The organism is Pseudomonas mandelii, assembly GCF_024138395.1.
GTDB lineage: Bacteria > Pseudomonadota > Gammaproteobacteria > Pseudomonadales > Pseudomonadaceae > Aquipseudomonas > Aquipseudomonas mandelii_E.
Genome location: NZ_JAMYDU010000010.1, coordinates 161,084 through 186,422 on the forward strand (window position 1 = coordinate 161,084; position 25,339 = coordinate 186,422).

14 protein-coding genes and 1 pseudogene are annotated in these 25,339 nt (G+C 58.3%); 10 read left to right on the forward strand and 5 right to left on the reverse strand.

The features are described 5' to 3' along the window. Window positions 1-434 precede the first annotated feature (434 nt). A pseudogene (locus NHU87_RS17120) lies at window positions 435-813 on the forward strand (DUF6124 family protein). 147 nt (window positions 814-960) lie between these two features. On the opposite strand, the gene NHU87_RS17125 reads toward NHU87_RS17120, so the two are convergent. Then, on the reverse strand, window positions 961-1,320 hold the full coding sequence (locus NHU87_RS17125) for a PilZ domain-containing protein (protein ID WP_253550985.1): 360 nt from the start codon (window positions 1,318-1,320) through the stop codon (window positions 961-963). A gap of 231 nt (window positions 1,321-1,551) precedes the next feature. Beyond that, window positions 1,552-1,926, reverse strand: a complete 375-nt coding sequence (locus tag NHU87_RS17130; RefSeq protein WP_253550987.1) for a tetratricopeptide repeat protein — start codon at window positions 1,924-1,926, stop codon at window positions 1,552-1,554. 173 nt (window positions 1,927-2,099) lie between these two features. On the opposite strand from NHU87_RS17130, the gene pyk reads away from it, so the two are divergent. The 3 genes from pyk to NHU87_RS17145 all read left to right on the forward strand — a co-directional run bounded on the left by pyk (window position 2,100) and on the right by NHU87_RS17145 (window position 6,629). After that, window positions 2,100-3,551, forward strand: coding sequence for a pyruvate kinase (gene pyk, locus NHU87_RS17135; protein WP_253550989.1), 1,452 nt, complete (start codon window positions 2,100-2,102; stop codon window positions 3,549-3,551). A gap of 181 nt (window positions 3,552-3,732) precedes the next feature. Continuing rightward, window positions 3,733-5,055 carry a delta-60 repeat domain-containing protein gene (locus tag NHU87_RS17140; RefSeq protein WP_253550991.1) on the forward strand — a complete coding sequence of 441 codons (1,323 nt, stop codon included), beginning with the start codon at window positions 3,733-3,735 and terminating at the stop codon, window positions 5,053-5,055. A gap of 284 nt (window positions 5,056-5,339) precedes the next feature. Further along, window positions 5,340-6,629 carry a hypothetical protein gene (locus NHU87_RS17145; protein ID WP_253550993.1) on the forward strand — a complete coding sequence of 430 codons (1,290 nt, stop codon included), beginning with the start codon at window positions 5,340-5,342 and terminating at the stop codon, window positions 6,627-6,629. 296 nt (window positions 6,630-6,925) lie between these two features. Here the strand turns inward: NHU87_RS17145 and NHU87_RS17150 are convergent, their stop codons facing one another. From NHU87_RS17150 to NHU87_RS17160, 3 genes are read right to left on the reverse strand one after another with little or no spacing between them, the layout of a single operon-like run. After that, the gene (locus NHU87_RS17150; RefSeq protein WP_253550995.1) at window positions 6,926-7,675 is read right to left on the reverse strand and encodes an enoyl-CoA hydratase-related protein; all 750 of its coding nucleotides are present in this window, start codon (window positions 7,673-7,675) and stop codon (window positions 6,926-6,928) included. Window positions 7,676-7,710: 35 nt separating this feature from the next. Next, the gene (locus NHU87_RS17155; protein WP_253550997.1) at window positions 7,711-8,646 is read right to left on the reverse strand and encodes an iron-sulfur-binding ferredoxin reductase; all 936 of its coding nucleotides are present in this window, start codon (window positions 8,644-8,646) and stop codon (window positions 7,711-7,713) included. Continuing rightward, complete coding sequence (locus tag NHU87_RS17160) at window positions 8,639-9,745, reverse strand: GGDEF domain-containing protein (RefSeq protein WP_253550998.1); 1,107 nt, start codon at window positions 9,743-9,745, stop codon at window positions 8,639-8,641. The genes NHU87_RS17155 and NHU87_RS17160 overlap by 8 nt, the downstream gene beginning before the upstream one ends. Before the next feature lie 554 nt (window positions 9,746-10,299). On the opposite strand from NHU87_RS17160, the gene NHU87_RS17165 reads away from it, so the two are divergent. The 6 genes from NHU87_RS17165 (at window position 10,300) to NHU87_RS17190 (ending at window position 25,218) form a co-directional block, all read left to right on the forward strand. Next, a complete protein-coding gene (locus tag NHU87_RS17165; RefSeq protein ID WP_123719314.1) occupies window positions 10,300-11,823 on the forward strand; it encodes a fumarate hydratase in 1,524 nt (507 codons plus the stop codon). 189 nt (window positions 11,824-12,012) lie between these two features. After that, a complete protein-coding gene (locus NHU87_RS17170; RefSeq protein ID WP_253551000.1) occupies window positions 12,013-16,461 on the forward strand; it encodes a SpvB/TcaC N-terminal domain-containing protein in 4,449 nt (1,482 codons plus the stop codon). Further along, complete coding sequence (locus NHU87_RS17175; protein ID WP_253551002.1) at window positions 16,458-19,214, forward strand: RHS repeat domain-containing protein; 2,757 nt, start codon at window positions 16,458-16,460, stop codon at window positions 19,212-19,214. Before NHU87_RS17170 ends, NHU87_RS17175 begins: the two co-directional genes overlap by 4 nt. Beyond that, on the forward strand, window positions 19,204-21,924 hold the full coding sequence (locus NHU87_RS17180; protein WP_253551004.1) for an RHS repeat-associated core domain-containing protein: 2,721 nt from the start codon (window positions 19,204-19,206) through the stop codon (window positions 21,922-21,924). The genes NHU87_RS17175 and NHU87_RS17180 overlap by 11 nt, the downstream gene beginning before the upstream one ends. A 208-nt stretch (window positions 21,925-22,132) precedes the next feature. After that, the gene (locus NHU87_RS17185; RefSeq protein ID WP_253551006.1) at window positions 22,133-23,893 is read left to right on the forward strand and encodes a sensor histidine kinase; all 1,761 of its coding nucleotides are present in this window, start codon (window positions 22,133-22,135) and stop codon (window positions 23,891-23,893) included. Further along, the gene (locus NHU87_RS17190) at window positions 23,893-25,218 is read left to right on the forward strand and encodes a sigma-54-dependent transcriptional regulator (protein WP_253551008.1); all 1,326 of its coding nucleotides are present in this window, start codon (window positions 23,893-23,895) and stop codon (window positions 25,216-25,218) included. The genes NHU87_RS17185 and NHU87_RS17190 overlap by 1 nt, the downstream gene beginning before the upstream one ends. Window positions 25,219-25,339 lie beyond the last annotated feature (121 nt).

Sequence of the window (25,339 nt, forward strand, 5' to 3'; positions counted from 1 at the left end):
TCCCGATAAGACCCTTTGTACTAAACAGGCAAGTGCGCCCACACCTGTAAAATCTGACAGTCCCGACGAGCGGTAACTTATCCCACATCCAAGTACGGCGGCGTCCTTCAGCCGCCATCACATGGCTACAGCGGCTTGCGCCGTTGCCTACACATCACTCAGAATCCGCCGGCTTGTGCACCTTGGCGTTGCCCCGTAACTTGATCCACGTCGCTGCCAATCAGCGATCGGGTTTAGTCGCCCGGAGGTGATATGAATGTGTATAAGCGTCATACAGTCGGGTAATCCCTATCCCCGCACTTGATGGTGGCTGTGCGCAGGGCGCCCTCGGGCGCGCCGGTTTTTCATATCTCCTCCCGGTCGACTAACCTGCGTACAGCCGCCACCCTTCGTTTAGTCGCGAGCCGGTGGTAGCTCCAACAAGGAGATTTACCATGTTCAAAGCCACACCCAATCCACCACCCGAAACCGACCCGGTTTCCCCCTACGCCACCCTCGATTCAAAAAAAAAATCTCCACGCCGCCGCCAAAAAGGCCCTCGACCATTACCTCAAACCCGACATCGAATCGCTGCGCTCACCCCAGGACCGTGCCATGAAAATGTTCACCGTCGTAGCTGATGCAAATCCCGAAGCCCTCGTCATCCAGACCTACGAAACCTTTTCTTCGGTCAGCATTCTGCTACTCGACCTGGCGGAAAGCCTGGAAGACAAACAGCGGCATCTTGCGATGGCGATTTATCAGATGAGTGAGATGGGGTTGATGCTGGCGGAGAGGTCGCTGGATAACGAGCGGGCGATTAAGCCGGCCTAGCTTTTAAGTATTGGCCGTCTGGTCTGACGCCATCGCGGGCAAGCCCGCTCCCACAGGGATCTTCGGTGAACACACAATAAGTGAACACCGCCGAAACTGTGGGAGCGAGCCTGCTCGCGATAGCAATAGTGAAAGCGCCGCAGCCCCTCAGGCCGAAGCAGGCAACGGCTGAAAACTGAAGTACTGCTTCAGTGCCTCGATCAATTGCTCATACTCCGGCGGTGCCCGTTGCAGGCTGAAGCCGGCGTCATAGTGATGGGGGGTTGCGTCTTCGTGGCACCACAGGCAGCAGGCATTGAGGTCGATCACTTGCTGACAATGGCTATCCATAGGGATTTTCAGGCGCAGATTAAAATCGGCGCCCACCATCATCGGCAACTGGCTGATCAACATCAGCCCGTCCTGGGACAGATTGCCCAGAAAGCCAATGGGCTTGTCGGTGACGCTGTTGAACACTTTGAGAAAATACGGCAGTTGATGCCGCTCGATCCGGCGGTCAGTGAACATGCTGATTTCGCTATGCAAGGCCCTTAAGCAGGGCCGCACTAATGCTTCGGAACGGGCCTGCCCTATTGCTTCATAGGCATAAGCCGCGCTCTCCCCGATCCTGGTGCGACAGTCCATTCATCCGCTGTCGCTTACTGCTGCCGATCACAGGTGTTACCTCGATTAGAAGCAAGGCTCTAAGTCGATTTATTCGACTATAGCTCACCGCCGCCGGTCAGCCAGCCGCTTCAATCAGAACCGGGTCGGGCGCACGGCCGCCGCGCTGCGGGTCGGGTAATGCCCCAGGCTCTGCAAGGTTTCCAGACGGGCACGGGCGCGGTAGGCGTATTCGCTTTGCGGGTATGAGGCGATGATGAACTGGTAAGTCTGCGCCGCATCGATAAACATTTTCTGCCGCTCAAGACACTGGGCGCGCATCATCGACACTTCCGGCCACACATAAGGCCGCGCCTGGCTTGCGCGCTCGACCTTGGACAACTCAAGCATCACCTGCTCGCAATTACCACGGTCATAGGCGCTGTAGGCATTATTCAAATGATGGTTCATCGACCAACGGGTGCAGCCCACAACACTGAGGGCAAGGACGGCAATGAGCACGAATCGCATGGGGGATCTCCTGTCTTGAGCTCTGTATCGACCCGTTGGCGGAAATCTTCAGGCTGGCTTGCTGCAAAGTTGTCGGGGTTCAATAAAGAAAGCAATAAGTAGTGCAAACGAACAATGACTACACCCAAAGACCATAGTAGCCTCTGCTAGCGCTTGAACTCAGGAGTCTTTGCATGTCCGTCCGTCGTACCAAAATCGTCGCTACCCTTGGCCCGGCCAGTAACTCGCCGGAAGTTCTCGAACAGTTGATTCTGGCTGGCCTGGACGTCGCCCGCCTGAACTTCTCCCATGGCACCCCCGACGAGCACAAGGCTCGCGCGAAGCTGGTGCGTGACCTCGCTGCCAAGCACGGCCGCTTCGTCGCCCTGCTGGGTGACTTGCAAGGCCCGAAAATTCGTATCGCCAAATTCGCCAACAAGAAGATCGAGCTGAAGATCGGTGATCAATTCACCTTCTCCACCAGCCATCCGTTGACCGAAGGCAACCAGCAAGTAGTCGGCATCGACTACCCGGACCTGGTGAAAGACTGTGGCGTGGGCGACGAGCTGCTGCTCGACGACGGTCGCGTGGTCATGCGCGTCGATACCGCCACCGCCACCGAATTGCATTGCACCGTGACCATCGGCGGCCCACTGTCGGACCACAAAGGCATCAACCGTCGCGGTGGCGGTCTGACCGCACCGGCCCTGACCGAGAAAGACAAGGCCGATATCAAGCTCGCTGCCGAAATGGAAGTCGACTACCTCGCGGTATCCTTCCCGCGTGACGCCGCCGACATGGAATATGCCCGCCAACTGCGCGACGAAGCCGGCGGTACTGCCTGGCTGGTGGCGAAGATCGAACGCGCCGAAGCCGTGGCCGACGACGAAACCCTCGACGGCCTGATCAAAGCCTCCGACGCGGTGATGGTGGCTCGTGGTGACTTGGGTGTGGAAATCGGCGACGCCGAGCTGGTAGGCATCCAGAAGAAAATCATTCTGCACGCACGCCGCCACAACAAAGCTGTGATCGTCGCGACCCAGATGATGGAGTCGATGATCCAGAACCCGATGCCAACCCGCGCCGAAGTGTCCGACGTAGCCAACGCCGTGCTCGACTACACCGACGCCGTGATGCTCTCGGCTGAATCCGCTGCGGGCCTGTATCCGCTGGAAGCCGTGCAAGCCATGGCGCGCATCTGCGTCGGCGCTGAAAAGCACCCGACCGGCAAGACGTCCAGCCACCGCATCGGCAAGGAATTCACCCGCTGCGACGAAAGCATCGCGCTGGCGACCATGTACACCGCCAACCACTTCCCGGGCGTTAAAGCGATCATCGCCCTGACCGAAAGTGGCTACACCCCGCTGATCATGTCGCGCATCCGCTCTTCGGTGCCGATCTACGCCTTCTCGCCGCACCGCGAGACTCAAGCGCGCGCAGCGATGTTCCGTGGCGTATATACCGTACCGTTCGAACCGGCTTCGCTGGAACCGCACGAAGTCAGCCAGAAGGCCATCGACGAGCTGGTCAAGCGCGGCGTTGTGGAAAAAGGCGACTGGGTCATCCTGACCAAGGGCGACAGCTACCACACCACCGGCGGCACCAACGGCATGAAAATCCTGCACGTGGGTGACCCGCAGGTCTGAGTAATCGATTGCTGAAAAACCAAGCCCCGCTGTTATTACAGTGGGGCTTTTTTATGCCAATTGGGTTGATTCGACTGTCAGCTCTGTCAGTAGTCCATTGATTTTTTCCTGAGTAACGTGGAGATGCGCTACCCACTCACCAAAAACTGGACACACCCCGTGCTCAGGGAGGATGCAAACAATGAATCTGCAACAGACACTGACGACTGTCTCACGAGGCAAACTGGATCCGGATTTCGGCGAGGCGGGCAAGGTCTTTCTGAAAACGCCTGACCCCCTCGATCAGGAGTTCACGCAGAGGGGGTTACTCGTCGACACCTTGGGGAATACTTTTATTTCCGGAGATGTCCTTCGCTCGACGGCCCGTTCTGACTATTGCTGCGTAAAACTGGATACTCAAGGCAAAGTCGACACTGCGTTTGGCAAGGACGGTTATGTCACCGGCCGTTTTGATCGTGATGATGGAGGAATCACACATTCGCATGCCCATGAAATAGTGGAACTGGACGATGGAAAGTTGCTCCTGATCGGCATTTTTTTTGACGGCAGCCTGAAAAAATCCAAAGCACTTGTACGTCTGAATTCCGACGGCAGCCTGGATCTGAAATTTGGTCAACAGGGCAAAGCTATTATTGACCTCAAGGACGAAAGCAACCATTTGCAGATTTCACGCGAACCTTCCAGCTTGGCTGCGAAATCTCAGGGTGAAAACCACCCCTCGACTGTGTTGCCAGACGGCAGGATTCTTTTGCATGAATCAGTCGGTTGGGGCTTCGAGAAAACGACTACCGCGGTCATTCGACTTTCGGCAGACGGTGTCTTGGATACGAGTTTTAACCAGCAAGGGATCGTTCATATTTCTCATCCGAATTTTGCCCACACGTTGTTGAACGATCTATTGGCCAAACAGGACGGTACTTATGTACTGGCGGGCACAGTCTACAATGACGATGGCTATTCCGCCTCAGCATTGCTGACTCAATTAACCCACGCGGGGAAGATCGACGCTTCATTCGCCGACAATGGTTATCTGTTGGTAACTCCAGAACAAAACATCATTGATTTGAGTATCGAGAAAATTATCGAACAAACGAACAGGCGCCTTTTGGCCGTTGGATATACGGGAGGAGGAAACGTGTCTGGTCTGCTAGTCAGCCGAGAAGCCGACGGTAGCCAAAATATCCAGTTCAACCGCGGCAAGTCGTTGCTGACTAAACTGGACGGGTATCAAACCGTCTGGCAGTCCGCTTCTATCCTGAGCAATGGAAACATTCTGGTTTTCGGGAAACTATCCAGTGATGCTGCCAACTATGTTGTTGCTAGGTTCATCGATGACGGCACCCTCGACAAGTCATACGCGAACGGCAAGGGTTGGCGGATGTTTGCCATTGAACAAGCGTTCAGAAGTGCGGTTGCATTCACGGAGGGCAAGGCCACATTTCTCGGCCGCGTCATCGTGGCAGGGCGGCCTGTCCCTTGCGTTGCCCGTGGACTGATCGAGTAATTGCATTTTGATGCAAGCCCTCTCCCTCAGGGTTAGCGTGGGTTTGAGTGACCGGTTGCTGAAAAAACCAAAGCCCCGCCATGTGAAGGCGGGGCTTTTTGGTTCAAAAAACAGATGAATACGCCTTTTAAACATTTATCACCTGTCAGATGTGACAGTAGACGTCTCTCCGATCCTCCCCTTTAATCGATCTTGTCCACCGCTACTATCGCTCGCTTGGCTGTTGCGGTCCCGTCATTTGGCAGCACTCGACGGGTATCCACATCGATTAAAGGAATAAAACGATGAGTCCTTCTACAGCAATGACCTCTCGTGCCGCCGGTGATCTCGACTCGACATTCAATGGCAATGGCCAGTTGGTCATGCGCTTCCCTGGTGCCAGAGATACTACTGGTGAATGTATTGAAGAAGGTCCCGACGGCAAAATCTACGTTGGCGGAGGCGTTGACGCCGAAACTGATGACGTCATTCACAAGCTAGGTATCGCCTGCCTGCACAAGGATGGCACACCCGATACAGAATTCGGCGAAGGGGGGTATGTAGTCTTACCTTTTAGCCCCATGCAAGACACCCACTTGCGACAGATCCTTTTTCTGATGGTCGGAGGGGAACAAAGAATTCTTCTATCCGGTATCGATACTAAAAAAGGAGAAGTCGTGTTAGCTCGTCTTTATGCCAACGGGCGTGTAGATGAGAATTTCGGCATTAAAGGCCTGTTGACTGTCAAACCGCCGCAAAGCCTCGCTAAAAATCTCGGACTGGGTTTTAAACCGTCGACGACAGTCGGCGTCAATGCCTCAGGGCCTTGCACGGTATCGAATGGGAAAATTCATGTTGTCATGGAAATGTACATGCCCACCTGGATCGCCAACGTCGCGCTGTTGATCCGGCTTAACACTGATGGATCGTTTGACACAGACTTCAACAAGGTCGGTTATGTCGCCGTGACCAATCAATATTGGGGAAATAGCTCTATCAAGGATGTGCTGGTGCATAACGGGAAAATCACCGTGTGCGGAACGCTGGCAAACAAAGGCATGGTGGCTCGTATTAATGACGACGGATCTTTCGATACTCGCTTCGGTGAAAGTGGGTTCAAACTGATCGATAACACCGAAGTATCTTTTGAGAAGCTCAGTCACTACTCCGAATCAAAGGTTGTTATCGCAGGTTGGGGATTAACCCCGCGTCAGGGCGTGCTGGTCGGACTCGCAGATAACGGCGAACTCGATCCATCGTTCAATAATGGCAACGTACTGTTTCAATCCTTTGAAAACGAAAATAATGTCTTATTTATGAGTGTCGGGATAACTGGCGGAAAAATTATCGTGTCCGGGAGGATGTCAACGGCAAGCGGTCAACCTTCAATCGTAGTAGCTCGCTATCAGCTTGACGGCAAACTGGATCTCGAATTTGGGCGCGGCAAGGGTTGGAGTTCTACTAAATTCGAAAATCATTACACCGTCGCTCAAAACATGGGCCTGCAAAAGGATGGAAATATACTGGTGGTAGGCGACTGGGGCGGCTTTAGCTACGCAGCCTTGATCGCGCGCTTTCTGAACACCAGCCAGTGACAACGGGCCCATCAAAAGCAACCGTTCACCGCCTTATGCGGTTGCCTCTTTAACTACCTTCGCCTGCTGGCGATCCGATGGTCTGCGGATATCGATTGCTGAAAAAGGAAAGCCCCGCCATGTGAATGGCGGGGCTTTTTGGTTTTTTGATCCTGGAGATGTGTGGTCTGGGCGGGCCTCTTCGCGGGCAAGCCTCGCTCCTACAGGGATTGCGGGTGTCCACAAAATCAGCGTTCAACACAAAACCTGTAGGAGCGAGGCTTGCCCGCGAAGAGGCCCGCCCGGCCACCGCGAATTTAATGCCTGTTGAGAAACCCTGACAACGCCGCCATCGCTTCCGGCGAACGCAGCCGCTGGGTAAACAATGCGCCCTCTTCTTCTATTACCTTGCGCAACTGTTCCCGATCCGGCGCTTTCATCAATTGCTTGCTGATGCGCACCGCCTCTGGTGGCAGTGATTCAAATCGCAACGCTATCTCCCGCGCCTTGGCCAACACCGCTTCGCCACTGCGCAACGCTTCAGTCGCTATCCCCCACGCGGCTGCCTGTTCACCACTGAACGCTTCGCCGAGCAACAACAACTGCGCCGCTTTGGCCTGCCCGAGCAAGCGCGGCAGGATCAGGCTGGAACCGAACTCCGGGCATAACCCGAGGTTGACGAACGGCATGCGCAACCGGGTGTCGGTGCTGACGTAAACCAGATCGCAATGCAGCAGCATCGTCGTGCCAATCCCCACCGCCGCACCGGCCACGGCGGCGATCACCGGTTTACGGCACTCCAGTAAATTGAGCATGAAGTGGAACACCGGGCTGTCAAGGTTGCTCGGGGGTTGCTGGAGGAAATCAAAGATGTCGTTGCCGGCGGTGAAACACTCAGCGCCACCGGTGATCAGCACCGCATTGATTTCCGGGTCGGTATCGGCTTGCTTCAGGGCCTCGGCCAAGTGGCTGTACATGGCGCGAGTCAGGGCGTTTTTCTTTTCGGGGCGATTGATGCGCAGGGTCAGCAGGCCGCGCTCGCGTTCAAATCGGATGGTATCGGGCATGGTGAGTCCTGACCTGAGAGGATCAAAATCAGCGCTCAACCACGGGGTAGAAAGACATCCGCCAGCAGTTGATTGCGCGGCAAACCCGCCAGGTACAGGCGCCGGGCAAAGGCGTCGACGCTGTCGGGGGCTCCGCAGACTAAGGCCAGGGTTTGCCGCGAAACAAGGCGCAGTTGCGCCAAAGCCGCGGGCAACTCGGCCGCCGTCCACAGCTCGACTGTCAGGTTTTCACGGCCGTCGGCCATGGCTTGCAGGGGTTTGGCCAGATAATGCTCCTCTGCGTCATGGGCCAGGTGAATGACACGGATGGCGCCTTGGTGATCCTGGCGCAATGCTTCGCGCAAAATACCGAACAACGGCCCCAGACCGGTGCCGGCCGCCAATAACCACAACGGTCGGGTATGCCAGTCCGGGTCGTAATGCAGCGCCCCGCCGCGCAACTCGCCGAGGCGAATCGGATCGCCGATTTTCAAGCAACGCGCCGCATCACTGAATTGCCCCGGCTGACGGCAATCGAGGTGGAACTCCAGAAAACGGTCTTCTTCCGGCAGACTGGCCAGGGAATACGGCCGCGCAATCTGACCCGCCCACAACACCAGATGCTGCCCCGCCTGATAGCGCAACGGTCGCTCACTGGTGAGGCGTAAGCGCAAAACACTGGGGCTCAGCCAATCGCTGGCGACTACCTGCGCAGCAAGCCCATCACGCAGCGGGTCAAAGGTTTCGACTTGCAGATCGTCGACCACCTGGCACTGACAGGCCAACCGCCAACCCTGCTGACGCTGCTCATGGCTCAAGGCATCGGGACGACTGTCGCTGGGCAAGCCCTCGACACATTTGACCAGGCACGCATGGCAACTGCCGGCGCGACAGCTGTAGGGCACCGACACGCCGTTCTGATTCAAGGCATCGAGCAAATTGCTGCCCGCCGCCACCGTCCATTGACGTTCGCCGACGCGTAACTCAGGCATCGACATTCTCCCAAGCCGCCGCGCAACGGTTACGGCCATCACGCTTGGCGCGATACAGCGCCTGATCGGCGCGGTGCAAGGCGTCGTCCAGATCATCCCCCAATTGCAGCAGGGTCATGCCCGCCGACAGGCTGAGGTTGCGCACATCCAGGCCGACCAACTCGACATCCATAAAGGCAATACGCAACCGCTCGCAACACGCCGTCAGGCGCTCGGCATCGCAATCGGGCAACAGCACCACGAACTCTTCGCCGCCATAGCGGGCCAGAACATCGCCATCGCGCAGGCAGGCGGTGGCCACTGCGGCAAACGCTTGCAGCACCTGATCGCCGGCGGCATGGCCGTGAACATCGTTAATGCGTTTGAAGTGGTCCAGGTCGATCAACGCCAGGCCATGCACCACGTCGGCTTCCATGGCATTCAACTCGCGGGAGGCCAGGCGCAGGAAATGCCGGCGATTGAACAGCCCGGTGAGTTCGTCGGTCGCCACCAGGTCTTCGAGCTGGCGCATCATGCCCCGCAGGGTGTCTTGGTGCGCCTGCAAGGCGAACCGCCGCTGACGCATACGCTGGCGCGACATCTGCACGTAACGGGCGTAGAGCACCAGCCACGCGAGCACCACAAACAGCACACACACCTGCAACAGCGCCAGCGTCGGGTCGGACAGCTGAAAGTGGTAACCCTCCCACAAGGTGAGGGCGCTGAAACTGAAAAACACCAGAAACGCGCAACGGGCGAAAGCCGTGCGCGAAAGATGAAATAACCCGAACAACAGAATCAACAGGTAAAACACCAGAAACGCGCCGCGCGCCTCGTTCAGATGGGCGATCAGCCAGGTTTGCCAACCCAGCCCCAGAAGTATTTGCGCTTCGGTCAGGCTCGGGTCGGAAAACCGCAGGTTGCAGCCGCTGGAGAACACTGCGAACAACACCGCCTGACTGAGCACCACCAACGCGCTGCCAATCGCCATGCCGCTGACGGATTCCTGATAGTGACCGGTGAAAAACGCCAGCCACAGCAGCAGCAAAGCCAGGGCGTAGGTGCCAGCTGCGAGGGCAAAGCGTTTGAGCAAAAGCCGCTGGATGGCGTTATGGGTCAATCGTTGATTCACCGTGGAAAAGGAGGCTGATCGAGTGTCCTACTCTACAGGCCGGATGCCACTTTAGTGGCGAGTCTGATAAATGACCATTCAATTTTCTGGGCAAAAAACTGGCGTCAAAGCCATGACCCATTTCCATAGGAGCCGAGCCTTGCTGCATTCCTTGTAGCAGCTGGCGAAGCCTGCGTTCGCTGTAGCAGCTGTCGAGCTTGCGAGGCTGCGTTCGGCTGCGAAGCAGTCGTGAATCCGGCTGACGCGGTCTGCCTGACATACCGCAAAATCTGATTTTGCGACTGCTTCGCAGCCGAACGCAGCCTTCGGCAGCTGCTACAGGTTCGCGTCGTGCGATAACTGGCGATCATAACCACCGATGTATGCGACCAACGTTTGACTGTCAACGGATGTGCCCGCCATCGAGGCGCGCTATACTGCCGCGCCTTTTTAGCGTCGCGCCAGCATGCCCGGCGTGCCTTGAAAGGTGCTTGCAACCGACCGATGCACCCAAGCTGCAAGCACCTTATTGAATGTTCCCGTCTTTTAGAGGAGCGCGACTCATGACCGTGATCAAGCAAGACGACCTGATTCAGAGCGTTGCCGACGCCCTGCAATTCATTTCCTATTACCACCCCGTGGATTTCATCCAGGCGATGCACGAGGCCTACCTGCGTGAAGAATCGCCGGCAGCCCGCGATTCCATGGCGCAGATCCTGATCAACTCGCGCATGTGCGCCACCGGCCACCGCCCGATCTGCCAGGACACCGGTATCGTTACCGTGTTCGTGCGCGTGGGCATGGACGTGCGTTGGGATGGCGCCACCATGGGCCTGGACGACATGATCAACGAAGGCGTGCGCCGGGCTTACAACCTGCCGGAAAACGTCCTGCGTGCCTCGATCCTCGCCGACCCGGCGGGCGCTCGTAAAAACACCAAGGACAACACCCCGGCCGTTATTCACTACTCCATCGTTCCGGGTAACACCGTGGAAGTGGACGTGGCGGCCAAGGGCGGCGGTTCCGAGAACAAGTCGAAAATGGCCATGCTCAACCCATCCGACTCAATCGTCGACTGGGTTTTGAAAACCGTTCCGACCATGGGCGCCGGCTGGTGCCCACCTGGCATGCTCGGCATCGGCATCGGCGGCACCGCCGAGAAAGCCGCCGTCATGGCCAAGGAAGTGTTAATGGAGTCCATCGACATTCACGAGCTGAAGAAGCGCGGCCCGTCCAACCGTATCGAAGAGATGCGTCTGGAGCTGTTCGAGAAGGTCAACCAACTGGGCATCGGCGCCCAGGGCCTGGGTGGCCTGACCACCGTGCTCGACGTGAAGATCATGGATTACCCGACCCACGCCGCTTCGTTGCCGGTGTGCATGATCCCCAACTGCGCCGCCACCCGTCACGCGCACTTCGTGCTCGACGGTTCCGGCCCGGCCTCGCTGGAAGCGCCACCGCTGGACGCCTACCCGGAAATCGTCTGGGAAGCAGGTCCGTCGGCCCGTCGCGTCAATCTCGATACCCTGACACCTGAAGAAGTGCAGAGCTGGAAGCCGGGCGAAACCGTCCTGCTCAACGGCAAAATGCTCACCGGTCGCGACGCGGCGCACAAGCGCATGGTCGAGATGCTGAACAAGGGTGAAACCCTGCCGGTGGATCTGAAAGGTCGCTTCATCTACTACGTCGGCCCGGTCGATCCGGTCGGTGACGAAGTGGTCGGCCCTGCCGGTCCTACCACCGCCACGCGGATGGACAAGTTCACCCGTCAGATCCTCGAGCAAACCGGCCTGTTGGGCATGATCGGCAAATCCGAGCGCGGCCCGACCGCGATCGAAGCGATCAAGGATCACAAAGCCGTTTACTTGATGGCGGTCGGCGGCGCGGCTTACTTGGTGGCGCAAGCCATCAAGAAATCCCGCGTGGTAGCTTTCGCCGAACTGGGCATGGAAGCGATCTACGAGTTCGACGTCAAAGACATGCCTGTGACCGTTGCGGTCGACAGCAAGGGCGAATCGGTACACATCACCGGTCCTGCGATCTGGCAGAAAAAGATCAGTGAAAGCCTGGCGGTGGAAGTGCAGTAAGCGCTTCGCCCCTCGATAGAAAGGCCGGGCGGTCAGCAATGATCGCCCGGCCTTTTTTTCGCCTGTCATAAGGTGGCGCGCGCCAGCTACCTATCAGATTTGACAGGTTACGCCCCGTACGAGCTCTGTTAGCGTGGAATCTCACCGGTATCCCATGCTTCCCTGCCCCGGTTAACAGGTTCGCTTGCCATGGCCAATGATGCAGATGCGCTCGTTACCACACCCTCCATACCCAAGACGGCGTCCATTGCCACCAATGGCCGCAGTTGGGGGGAAATCGGCGCGACCGGTCAAAAGCCTTACATACTGCCACTGCCATTCCTGTCGGGCCGCCAGCTTCACCCTGGGCTGCAGGTGTCTTATGACAGCAACTCGGGCAATGGCAAATGCGGCCTCGGCTGGGATCTGCCTCTGTCCGCCATTTCCCGAAAGACCAGCAAAGGCGTGCCGAAATACGAGCCAGCCGATGTCATGCAAGCCAACGGCACCGAGCTGCAGCCCGAGCTGACCACACGCGGTAAAATCAAGACGAGCCGGCGTACGCGCGGTAAAGGTCAGCGTGCCGAAACGTATTCAGTGGTGCGCTACATCCCTCGCCTGGAAAGTACATTCACCCGATACGAGTTCTGGACACGGGACGATGGCAATCCCGGATTCTGGGTGGTCTACGGCGCTGACGGCACCCAATATTGCTACGGCAACAGCATGGCCTCCTGCCTATTCGACCCTGCCGCCCCGAACCGCATCGCCGTGTGGTTGCTGGTGGAAATCATGAATGCCGTCGGTGAACACATCTTCTTCGAGTACAAGTCCGACGATAAAGAACCTGACGAGCGTTTTGACTATCGGGCTCAGCGCTACCTGCGTCAGATCTGTTATGGCAACGAGACCGCCAGTGCCGAGTTGCTGTGTCTGACGCATGAGGCACCGCAGGACTTGCGTTGGTATTTCCGGATGGTGGTGGACTACGGCGAGCGCAGCACCGACCCGGCCGTGGCACCGCCATTTGACGCTGCGGATGAAAAAGCCTGGCCGCTGCGTACCGACCCTTTGCACACGCATCGCTACGGCTTCGAGGTGGGCACCCGGCGCCTGTGCCAGCAGTTTCTGATGTACAACAACATCGGCCCCGAGAAGGTGCTGGTCAATCGCCTGTTGTTGGAGTTCAAGCCCACGGCGCTGCGCTACAACCAGCTGAAAGCGGCGCACTACATGAGTTACGACGCCAAAGGCAGGGTCAAACACTCACCGCCGCTGGAATACTTCTATTCGGATTTCGTGCTCAATACCCTGCCCCAACCCTTGTTGCAGCTCGATCACATGCCCGGCCTCAACGACGGCCGGCCCTATCAATGCGTCGACCTCTACGGCGAAGGCGTGCCCGGGTTCCTGTGCCAGTACGACAACGCCTGGTATTACCGGGAACCCTTGCGGGGCGAACCCGGCACGCACGAAATCGTCTACGGTCCCTGGACCTTGCTGCCCCTGATCCCGACTGCCGACAGCAGCAAACCGGTGGTGCAAATCCTGACCGACCTCACCGGCGACGGGCGTCTGGACTGGGTCGTCGCGCAGCCGGGCGGCAGCGGTTACTACACGCTCAATCCGGATGGCACCTGGTCGCTGTTCAAGCCATTCAGCCAGTTTCCCGTGGAGTTTTTCCATCAGTTGTCCCAGCTGGGTGACTTGAGCGGCGACGGTCTGGATTCCGTGGCGCTTATCGGCCCGACAAGCGTGCGGGTGTACGCCAACCTGCGAGAAAAAGGCTTCGCGTCGCCGAAGGATGTGCCCCATGAACCGGACGGCTTGCTGCCACTGTTCAGCAGCGCCCGCTCCGAACTAGTGTTTTTCGGCAATATGCACGCCAGCGATCTCACCGGGCTGTGCCGGATCCGCCACGACAAAATCGAATGCTGGCCCAATCTTGGCCATGGCAAATTCGGCAAAGGCAATGTGATCAGCGCCCTGCCCTTCACCTACCAGGACTTCAACCCCGACCAGGTGCGCATCGCCGACCTGGACGGTTCCGGCGCGCCCGCCCTGATTTATCTGTGCTCCGATTACTTCGATATCTACTACAACTACGGCGGCAATGGCCTGGCACAAGAGCCAGTGAAGGTTGCGTGGCCCAAAGACGTGCGCTACGACAACCTCTGCCAGGTGACTTTCGCCGACCTGCAAGGCCTGGGCTGCGCCAGCCTGTTGTTGACGGTGCCGCACATGAAGCCGCAGCACTGGGTGTATCACTTCGTCAGCGAACGCCCGTATTTGCTCAACGGCTGCAACAACAACATGGGTTACAGCGCCACGCTGGGTTATGTCAGCAGCGCGCAATGCTGGCTGGATGAAAAGCAAGAGGCGCTCGCCGCCGGGGAACAACCGGTCTGCTACCTGCCGTTCCCTCAGCAGGTACTTGGCTGGTTGCGACAGGACGATGAGATCACCGGCAATTCTCTGATGCAGCTGCTCAAATATTTCGAAGGCTACTACAACGGGACAGAGCGAGAGTTTCGCGGCTTCGGGCGGGTGTATCAAACCGACAGTGAGTCGGAACCGGGCAAGGGCGAAAGCGGCCATACGGCGCCGATGCGGGTCAAAAGCTGGTTTCATACCGGCCGGGACGTCGACCTCGAACTCAAGGATACTTGCCAGATCGACGGCGCGGCCAAGTCATTGGGCCTCACGCTGTTCTCACGCTTCAACGAGATCAAGCGCACCGACCTGATCCGCAAGCCCTTCCCCGTCGACAAACGCGAAATCGCCTACGCCCTCAGCGGCCAGTTGCTGCGCACCGAAGTCTCCCAGGCTGACGACCCCGAGCCTGCGCGACTGTTTTCCCAAACCGATCATCGCTACCGGGTTCGACAAACCGCGAGCAAGCCAGTAAGCCTGATGGTGATGGATCAGGAAACCCGCCGCTATCAATACGAACGTTTCATGGATGACCCGCGCTGTCAGCATGTGGTCAACCTGGAATGGGATCGGTTCGGCCAGCTCGTCCACAGTTTCACCGTTGACTATGCACGACGCCGCACTGATACCGACGAACCACCATTCGAGGAAGAGGATCAATGCAGAGCCTGGACCGATAGCTTCGATGAGCAACAAACAGTGTTTTACCTGACAGAGGCCCGCGCAGATTTCATTCACCTGACCGATGCGTCCTGCTGGTTATTGGGGTTGCCCTCGCGCCAGCGCAGCAATGCGCTGATGTTGCGCAAGGGCACGCTACCTCAGGGCCTGAGCGAGGATCAGGTGAGCTTCGAGAATGTCGTCAAGCATCAAGCGAGCCCCGAATGGACAACCTTGCGTGAATTGACATCGCTCTCAGAGCAACGTTATCTGAAGGACGGCGATGGCAGGATCTTGTATCCGCCGCTGGCGGGGCCGACGGAACAGGCCGTATTCGACAAAAAAGCACTGGCGGCCTACGACGATGTTTCGCCCGATATTCGTGCCGAACTGAAAAAAATCGGCTACGCACCCATGCCCCGGTTTTTTCCTGAGGACCCGAGTGAAGACCTGCTGGAAAACCTGTGGTCAGCCTTGAGTAGCTTTTTCACCTACGCCGATGCCAGCGGCTTTTACCACGTCACCGCCGTGCAGCAGACCGCCAGCCATGGCGTGACGGAAATTACCCGGGATCCCTATCACCTGCTGACCATTGCCATCACGTTACCAGACGGGTGCAAGACCACAGTGGATTACGACTACCACTTCCTTTTGCCGGAGCGCATCACAGACCCCAACGAAAACATTCAGGAGGTGTCCTATGGTCGGGGCGGGCAACCGCTGGTGAGCAGTTTTCATGGCACTGAAGAAGGCAAGGCTGCGGGTTTTTGCCCACTTGACGAACATACGGTGCCGGCAGATGAGTCTCCTGGATACGCCATCGAACACCCGCAGGAGGTGATAGCCTCTGCCGCCAGTGCGATGCGCGTTGAACTGGATAGCTGGATGCCCGAACTCCCGGTTTCCGAAGCGCTGTCCGTCAAGAGAGAAGAATGGATCACCCAAGGCCTGATGCTGCGCAACGGCCGCATCCGGGCCACGGCCCTGCGCTGGCTGAGCCGGCAAAAAAAGCTTACTCGCAGTGAACAGACCCTGCTCAAATACGCCCGGACCGGGCCCCGACAACCGGTGCACAGCGTCGTTCTGACAGCCGACCGTTACCCTGAAGATCTGCTGCAATTGATCCATCTGGTGATCAGCTTCATTGATGGCTTCGGCCGCGAGTTGCAAACCAAACAACTGGTCGAACCGGGCCTGGCCTACGTGGCCACCCCCGAAGGCAAACTTGCGCTAGACCGCGGCCAACCTCGAGAGGCACTGGCCGATTGGCGCTGGCGTGTCAGCGCACGCGTCGAGTACAACCATAAAGGCGAGACCATTCGGGCCTACCGTCCCTACTTCCTCGATACCTATCGCTACATTAACGACAGCTCGATGCGCACGCATGGCTTTCATGACCGGATTTTTTATGACGCACTCGGCCGGCCAATCCAGACGATCAATGCCATGGGCCATTTGGCATTCGACGTTCTGCATCCCTGGTTCAAGCTCAGCTACGACTTCAACGACACTGACGACACGCTATCGGCCAAGCCTGCGAAACCTGCGAAGAAGGCCAAGTCATGAGCGCCAGTGTGCACTTTCGTACACCTTCCATGGCCGTCAATGGGCCCCGTGGCTCGACCATCAGGCAGGTGAACTATCTGCGCACGGTGGCCGGCGGCGAGGTGGAGGCGCTCATCACACGCCAGCACTATGACCTTGCCGGACGGCTGGTGGCACAACAGGATCCACGCCTGTCCACGTCCAACTCCGTCACCGTTTACAGTCTGGAAGGCCACACCCTCAAACTTCACAACGTCGATGCCGGGACCGGAATCAGCTTGCCGGGGCTGGCCGGGAAATCCGTGCAGACCTGGGACCCACGCAACAATCATCGGCGCATGAACTACGACAATCAGATGCGCGTGGTGGCCATCGAAGTGAACGCGGTGCCGGACATCGAGACCTTCGGCTACGCCAATGCCGGAGCCGATCCCGGACACAACCTGCGCGGGCAGATGACCGAACGGGAAGATTCGTCAGGCCGGGTCAATTTCCTCAGTTACGCCTTGCCTGGCCCTTCGCTAGGCGAAACCCGCACCTTTCACGATGGCAAAGCCTTCACCAGCCACCAGGTCTTCAGTCCTCTCGGCAGGGTGCTGGAACACACCAATGCCGGCGGCCACCAGCAGCGATCGACTTACGACATCGCCGGGCAACTCATACAGGTGCAGCTCAAGCTCAACGGGCAGCCCGACTGGCAACCGGTGCTGCGGGATGCGCAGTACAACGCCGCCGGACAGATCATCGAGAAGCTGACCGGCAATGGCGTGACCAGCCACTGGCATTACCATCCGGCCGACGGGCGCCTGCATCGGCAATCAGCGCAAAAGGCTTCGGGACCGGCGCTTCAGGATTTCGAATATGAACACGACCGGATGGGCAATATCACCTGCCTTCTCGATCACACCTACACGCCCACCCACTTCGCCAACCAACGGGTGGATGGCAGGCGAACGTTTGTCTACGACTCGCTTGAACGACTGATCCGCGCCATCGGTTACGACGATGCCCCACCCAAGGACAACCCGGGCCGACCGCAGCCGACTGATCCCAAGGACCGGCGCAACTATACCCAGACTTACCAATATGACCGCGGCAGCAATCTGATCCAGCTCAGCCACGTGCGCGATGGTGCCACTCAAACCCGCCAGATGGTTATCGCCCCCGACAGCAATCGTGGCGTGCGCTGGAAACCGGCCGATCCGGATCCGGACTTCCCCGCACTGTTCGACCGCGCCGGCAATCTCCTGGCCCTGCAACCCGGCCAGCCAATACGGTGGAACGACCAGAATCAACTGGAATCTGTAACGCTGGCCGAACACGCCAGCGGGCCGCATGACATCGAACAGTCTCGCTACAGCCAGGGCGCACGGGTCTACAAACGCCATGAGACCCACACCACCAAAATCAGCCATTTCCATGAAGTGCGCTATCTGCCGGGCCTGGAGATCCACACCAAAGACAACGGCGAAGAACTGCATGTCATCAGCGTGGGTAACGCGCGTTGCCTGCACTGGGAACAAAAAAAACCAGACGGCATCGCATCCGATCAATTGCGCTACAGCCTCGAAGATCACCTCGGTTCCTGTGTGACGGAACTCGATCAACAAGCACAACTGATCAGCCACGAAGGTTATTACCCGTTTGGCGCCACGGCGTGGATGGTTGCGCGCTCGGCCATCGAGGTGAGTTACAAGTTCATCCGCTATTCGGGCAAGGAAATGGATGTCAGCGGGTTGTATTACTACGGCGCCAGGTATTACGCGCCGTGGTTGCAGCGTTGGATCAGTGCGGATCCGGCGGGGGATGTGGATGGGCTGAATCTGTATGGGTTTGTAGGTAACAACCCATTGCGCTATGTGGACGCGTCGGGTGAAAGTGAATTGGAAGCGGCCATCATGCTTTCATCTGCATTCATTTCCAAAGTTGGTGAATTTGCCGAGCAGACCAACCTGATCATGCACAACGTCATTAACAAGAAACATCTGAAAAGAAACCTGGCCGCTAATCTGGTCGTTGAGACCATCAAGGGCCCCATAGGCTATGAGGCCGGAGTGATCGCAGGCGGTATGGTCGATCGGATTTTACCTAGTATTCCCGGTATACCTTACCTGACAGCCGGGGGCCTGATTGGTGGCAACATAGCTGGCGATGTAACCGGTGCAATGGTCGACCCGCTGATCAACACGGTCGCGGATAGCCTCGGTGTGACGATAGGCCCACTGATACCGCAAACCTCGACAATGTCGGTTGCAAAGATCAACAGTGAACTGGGCATCACCTCCGACAAAGAATTTCGTTTGAATCCACTTCTCGACAAAGTGCTTAACCCTGAATTCATGATGAACAGGGTCATTAGTTCATGGCTATCGATCATTCCCGGCACTCTCAATATGTTTGCCCGTGCAATCGAAGTCGAAGACATCATCAACGGCCTTGATCCCGTTAAGGTCGGCAAGATAGAGATGATGTACACCGAATGGCAACAAGCAGTGCAGCAACATTCTGCTATTTACGAAGAAGCGTTCAAAGAGTTGGGCACCAACGTCCTCGAACCATCGGTAGCGGGTGGTACAGCCATTAGCCTGGACACTTTGCGTGCGCAAACTTTGGCCGCTCAGGCAGAGATCCGCGTTGGGCTCAGAGGTATTGCCGCCTACAAGGAAATGAACACTACGGATAACCGATTCCTGAGACAACAAGAGCACCCGGTTCAGAAAAAACATTCCCGGTTTTATAACTGGTTTACCCGTGACAAACAGTATGGCAATTGATTGGCGCACGCCGGCGCTGTCGGTGATTGATGGCCGTGGTCTGCCGATTCGTCAGGTCGCTTATTTGCGCACCTTCGCCGATGAGCCGGCCAGCGCGCTGATCAGCCGTCAGCGCCATGACATTGCCGGATGCCTGGTGACGCAGTGGGATCCGCGCCTGGACGAACCGAACCTCACCACAGTCTATGGGCTGGGCGCTGCTGTGCTGAAGTCCGACAGCGTCGACGCCGGTTGGCGCATCAGCCTGCCGGGCCTGGCCGGCGAAGCGCTGGAGCATTGGGACGAGTGCGACAACCATTGGCGCACGACATTCGATGATCAGCTGCGGGTGGTAGCAGTCGAGGAGAACGCTGAACCGGACGTCGATACATTCACCTATGCCGATGCCACCGCCGACGCCGGGCACAATCTGCGTGGCCAGTTGCTCGAGCTGAAAGACCGTTCAGGCTCATTGCGTACGGACAGCTTCGCCCTGGCTGGAGAGCCGCTGAAAGAAACCCGCACCTTTCACGATGGCGAAGCGTTCAGCAGCCATCGTGTGTTCAGCCCGCTCGGCGCGTTGCTGGAGCTGACCGACGCCGGTGGCCATCAGCAACGGTCGCGTTATGGCCTCGCCGGGCAACTTCGGCAGGTGCAACTGTTGGTCAAGGGGCACACCGAGTGGCAATCGGTGTTGCGCGATGCGCAGTACAACGCCGCCGACCAGATCATCGAGCAACAAGCCGGCAATCTTGTACTCAGCCGCTGGACCTACGACCCGGCCAACGGTCGCTTGCACAAGCAATCCAGCCGCAAAGACAGCGGTGATGTCCTGCAGGATTTCGAATACTTCTACGATGGGGTCGGGAATATCACCCGCATCGAAGACCACGCCTTTGAGCCAGCCTATTTTGCCAATCAGCTCGTCGACGGCCACCGCGACTTCGCCTATGACTCGTTGTACCGGCTGATCCGTGCTACCGGATACGACGACGCGCCACCGTCGGATATTCCCGGCCTGCCGCAGCCGGGCAATCCTGACAATCGCCTCAACTACACTCAGACCTACGAGTACGACTCCGGCGGTAACATGACCAAATTGGTCCATGTGCGAGCCGGCAATAATCACACACGACAGATGCGCATCGATCCACTGAGCAACCGCGGCGTGCGCTGGCAGCCGGGCGATCCGGAGCCGGTGTTCGACACTCTGTTCGACCGCCACGGCAACTTGCAGGCGCTGCAACCGGGACAGGACATGTACTGGAACGTGCGCGATGAACTCTCCAGCGTGATCCTGGTTCATCGCGAAACCGGTTCTGATGACGCCGAGCACTACCGCTACAGCCAAGGCGCACGCGTATTCAAACGCCACGAGACCTTCACCGCCGGCGCCGAACATTTCCATCAAGTGCGCTACCTGCCAGGGCTTGAAATCCGCACCAAAGACAATGGCGAAGAACTGCACGTCATCAGCGTCGGCAATGCCCGTTGCTTGCACTGGATAGCGAAAAAACCCGCAGATATCCCGGCGGATCAACTGCGCTACAGCCTCGAAGATCACCTCGGCTCCTGTGCGATGGAACTGGACCCGCATGCACAACTGATCAGCCACGAAGGCTATTACCCGTTTGGTGCCACGGCGTGGATGGTTGCGCGGTCAGCCATCGAGGTGGGCTACAAGTTCATCCGCTACTCGGGCAAGGAGATGGATGTCAGCGGTTTGTATTACTACGGTGCGCGATACTACGCGCCGTGGTTGCAGCGCTGGTCCGGTGCCGACCCGGCGGGTGATGTGGACGGGCTGAATCTGTATGGGTTTGTAGGGAACAATCCACTGCGCTACTTCGATGATCAGGGCACCACTCTGGAAGAGAGCGCGGCAAAGCAAAAAATCATCGAGCATTCGAACTTCCTGTCGGCGACGAACAGCGAACTGAAAAAACTCAACTACCAGCTCTACAACTTCACCCGAACCCGTGACATTTATAAAACCGCGGGTAAAAAACTGTTGTTCAGCCTGGTCACATTCGCCATCACCATCAAAGCAGGAGCAATCGGTGCCACGATCACCGGCGGCGCTGCCAGTGTGACCGGGCCGGCGGCACCTGTTCTGGTGCCTGTTGCAGCGGCTGTCGGCGGCATTGTTGCCGCCAATGCCGCCAACACATTCATGGAAAAAGTGGGCGAAGAAACTACCCTGGGCTACACCATCACACCCGATCCCTCAGCACTCTCGATCAATCGCCTGAAAAGCAAAGCCTCGGCCGAGTCTTTCAGCTTGAAAACCGTGGCGCAAAGCTTCAACCCGGACAACTCGGCAGGCCTGACCAAGACAGTGATCGAAACTACCGCCCGAACCGTGGGTAAACACCTCAAGGTGCCCTACGCAAAACAGGCGCTGACTATTGCACGTCAGTCCGCTCATTTGACAGAGGCACTCCAGGGTTCATTTGGCGAGGGCGACTTGAACATCATCAGGGCAAACCTCGATGCGCTTGAACAACACCTTATGGGTGAAGAAACAACAGCGCAGGCCGCGTTTGAGGTCATGAACAGCACCACTGTCAAAGACCAGACGCTCGTGGGGGCGATGTCCATGCCCATGGAAGGCGATCTGAAACAAGCACAGCTGCAACAAGAACTGGTGGTCGCCAGAGGCCAAATCAAGCACATCAGAAGCCTGGTTGATCGGGTCTCTGCCCAAATAGCACAAAAGCAAGCGGCGTAAGCCGATCCGAGTCTTTATCGAGAATGTTCATACGAGCTCGAATCTTCATTACCGCACTCCGAACCTGCTCGTTAAAGATACCCGCGGCTTGCCGGTCCAGAACCCGAAGAGCCCTTGCTGAATACTCGATCAGCGAAGGTTCATGCATGGGCGCCAAGGTTCCCCCATGCTATGGTGCCCGCCCGTAATTCTGACTGTTTTCCACAGCATGCTGCCGACTTCTCGTACCCTGCGTCTGTCGTTATATACCCTGCTGATCCTCGCCGGCGCAGCCCTTGCTGCCGGCCTGGCGATCCGCCATACCGAACGCCAGTCGCTGGTGGACGACGCCGCGCGAGCCAATGAGCAACTGGCGCTGTATGCCAATTCCCTGCACACCCTGATCGACCGCTACCGCGCGCTGCCCGCCGTCTTGGCGCTGGACCCGGAATTGCGCGCCGCGCTAAACGGTGAAGTGAGCCCCGAACAGCAGCTTGCGCTGAATCGTAAACTGGAAAAAATCAACGGCGCCGCGCACTCCTCAACCCTGGAGTTGCTCGACCGCACCGGTCTGGCCGTGGCCGCCAGTAACTGGCGCTTGCCGAGCAGCTACGTCGGCCACAATTACGGTTTTCGCCCTTACTTCAGCCAGACCCGCACCCAAGGTACCGGGCGCTTTTATGCGGTGGGTGTCACCAGCGGCATTCCCGGCTACTTTCTGTCCAGCGCGGTGACCAGCGACAGTGGCGAGTTCCTCGGCGCCATGGTGGTGAAACTCGAATTTCCGGAACTGGAGCGCGAATGGCGTCAGGGCAGCGATACGTTGCTGGTCAGCGATGCACGCGGGATTATCTTTATCGCCAACCAACCGGGCTGGCGCTATCGCCTATTGAAACCGCTGAGCGACAACGATCACACCGAACTCAAAGCCACCCGCCAATACGACAAACAACCGCTGACACCGCTTGACTATCAATCGGTGCGACGCTTTGACGACAACAGTGCGCTGATTCGGGTCGTTGGCCCCGACGGGACGGCGGATTACCTCTGGGAATCGCTGCCGCTGGCCGCCGAAGGCTGGACGCTGCACCTGTTGCGTCGCCCGCAGGTCTCATTCGAAGACCGCCGCAACGCCGGGCTCGCCGCCGCCGGGGCCTGGCTGACACTGGTGTTTCTGTTGCTGTTCCTCAACCAGCGCTGGCGTCTGGCAAAATTACGCCAGCGCAGCCGTGAAGAACTCGAGCGACTGGTGGAAGAACGCACCCGGGATTTGCGCACCGCTCAGGACGGGCTGGTGCAGTCGGCCAAACTCGCCGCTCTCGGTCAGATGTCTGCGGCGCTGGCCCATGAAATCAATCAACCGCTGACCGCCCAGCGCATGCAGCTTGCGACTCTGAGGCTGCTGCTCGATCACGGCCGTGTCGAGGACGCCTACAAGGCGTTGAAACCGGTGGACGACATGCTCACGCGCATGGCCGCCCTCACCGGCCACCTGAAAACCTTCGCCCGCAAAAGCCCCAGCGGTCTGCGCGAACGGCTGGACCTGGCGGCGGTGGTCGATCAATCCTTGCAGTTGCTGGATGCGCGCCTGCGTGACGAGCACATCAGCACCGTGCTACATCTGACTCGCCCGGCCTGGGTGCGTGGCGATGCGATTCGCCTGGAACAAGTGCTGATCAACCTGCTGCGCAATGCCCTGGATGCGATGCACGACAAACCCTGCAAACGTCTGGAAATCCGCCTCGAAGCCGATGAACAATTGTGGCGCCTGAGTGTTTCCGACAACGGTGGCGGCATTGCCGAAGAGAACCTGGGGAAAGTGTTCGATCCGTTCTTCACCACCAAACCGGTGGGCGATGGCCTGGGCCTGGGGCTGGCGGTCTCCTTCGCCATCGTCCATGAATCGGGCGGACGCCTGAGTGTCGAAAATGGTGAAAACGGCGCGGTGTTCACCCTCACGTTGCCCATTGATCTGGAGGTGCCTGGCTGATGCTCAATTCGGTGATGGTGGTCGATGACGAAAGCAGCATCCGCAGCGCCGTCGAACAGTGGCTGAGCCTGTCGGGGTTCGAGGTGCAGCTGTTCAGTCGCGCCGATGAGTGCCTGGCGCAGCTGCCGAAGCATTTCCCCGGGGTGATTCTCAGCGACGTACGCATGCCTGGCATGACGGGGCTGGAGCTGCTGGCCGAAGTCCAGCGCCGCGATGCCGACTTGCCGGTAATCCTGCTGACCGGTCACGGCGATGTGCCGATGGCCGTCGAAGCGATGCGTGACGGCGCTTATGACTTCCTCGAAAAACCTTTCAGCCCGGAGACCCTGCTGAGCAGTTTGCGTCGTGCTCTGGACAAGCGTCGGCTGGTGCTGGAAAACCGTGCGCTGCACGAGCAAGCGGACAATCGCGCGAAACTCGATGCCACCCTGCTGGGGGTTTCCCGTGGTTTGCAGACGTTGCGTCGGCAAGTGCTGGACTTGGCGACGTTGCCGGTCAATGTGCTGATCCGTGGCGAAACCGGTAGCGGCAAGGAATTGGTTGCCCGATGCCTGCACGACTTCGGCCCCCGCGCGGACAAGCCCTTTGTGGCGCTGAACTGCGCAGCAATTCCCGAGCAGTTGTTCGAGGCCGAGCTGTTCGGTCATGAGAGCGGCGCGTTCACCGGCGCCCAGGGCAAACGCATCGGCAAGCTGGAATACGCCGATGGCGGCACGTTGTTTCTCGATGAAATCGAAAGCATGCCGCTGGCTCAGCAGGTGAAATTGCTACGGGTGTTGCAGGAGCAGAAGCTTGAGCGATTGGGCTCCAACCAGAGCATCCACGTGGACTTGCGGATCATCGCCGCGACCAAACCCGACTTGCTGGATGAAGCCCGGGCCGGACGTTTCCGCGAAGATTTGGCCTATCGATTGAACGTTGCCGAATTGCGCCTGCCGCCGTTGCGTGACCGGCGTGAAGACATTCCGCTGTTGTTCGAGTTCTTCGCCCAGAGTGCCGCCGAGCGTTTGGGTCGCACTTTTGCGCCCTTGAGCGGGCCGCAACTGAGCCATCTGCTGAGCCACGACTGGCCGGGCAATGTGCGCGAACTGGCTAACGTCGCCGAGCGCCAAGTGCTGGGCCTCGGCGAGCCGGAACCGGCGGGGATCGACCCCGGCCAGTCACTGGCGGCGCAGCAAGAAGCCTTCGAAGCGCATTGCCTGCGCGCGGCCTTGACCCGGCATAAAGGTGATGTGAAAGCGGTGCTTGAAGAACTGCAACTGCCGCGTCGTACTTTTAATGAAAAGATGCAGCGGCATGGACTGACGCGCGAGATGTTCATCTGACACGGGACACCCCCGAATGCCCGAACATGATCGTTCCCACGCTCTGCGTGGGAATGCAGCCCGGGGACGCTCTGCGTCCCATAAGCCGAACGCGGAGCGTCCGTTGAGGCATTCCCACGCG

Coding starts and splice junctions, on each gene's coding strand:
- NHU87_RS17190 (WP_253551008.1), top strand. CDS start 23,893: ATGCTCAATTCGGTGATGGTGGTCGATGACGAAAGCAGCATCCGCAGC.
- NHU87_RS17145 (WP_253550993.1), top strand. CDS start 5,340: ATGAGTCCTTCTACAGCAATGACCTCTCGTGCCGCCGGTGATCTCGAC.
- NHU87_RS17175 (WP_253551002.1), top strand. CDS start 16,458: ATGAGCGCCAGTGTGCACTTTCGTACACCTTCCATGGCCGTCAATGGG.
- NHU87_RS17140 (WP_253550991.1), top strand. CDS start 3,733: ATGAATCTGCAACAGACACTGACGACTGTCTCACGAGGCAAACTGGAT.
- NHU87_RS17185 (WP_253551006.1), top strand. CDS start 22,133: ATGCTGCCGACTTCTCGTACCCTGCGTCTGTCGTTATATACCCTGCTG.
- NHU87_RS17155 (WP_253550997.1), bottom strand. CDS start 8,646: ATGCCTGAGTTACGCGTCGGCGAACGTCAATGGACGGTGGCGGCGGGC.
- NHU87_RS17125 (WP_253550985.1), bottom strand. CDS start 1,320: ATGTTCACTGACCGCCGGATCGAGCGGCATCAACTGCCGTATTTTCTC.
- NHU87_RS17170 (WP_253551000.1), top strand. CDS start 12,013: ATGGCCAATGATGCAGATGCGCTCGTTACCACACCCTCCATACCCAAG.
- NHU87_RS17180 (WP_253551004.1), top strand. CDS start 19,204: ATGGCAATTGATTGGCGCACGCCGGCGCTGTCGGTGATTGATGGCCGT.
- NHU87_RS17165 (WP_123719314.1), top strand. CDS start 10,300: ATGACCGTGATCAAGCAAGACGACCTGATTCAGAGCGTTGCCGACGCC.
- NHU87_RS17150 (WP_253550995.1), bottom strand. CDS start 7,675: ATGCCCGATACCATCCGATTTGAACGCGAGCGCGGCCTGCTGACCCTG.
- pyk (WP_253550989.1), top strand. CDS start 2,100: ATGTCCGTCCGTCGTACCAAAATCGTCGCTACCCTTGGCCCGGCCAGT.
- NHU87_RS17130 (WP_253550987.1), bottom strand. CDS start 1,926: ATGCGATTCGTGCTCATTGCCGTCCTTGCCCTCAGTGTTGTGGGCTGC.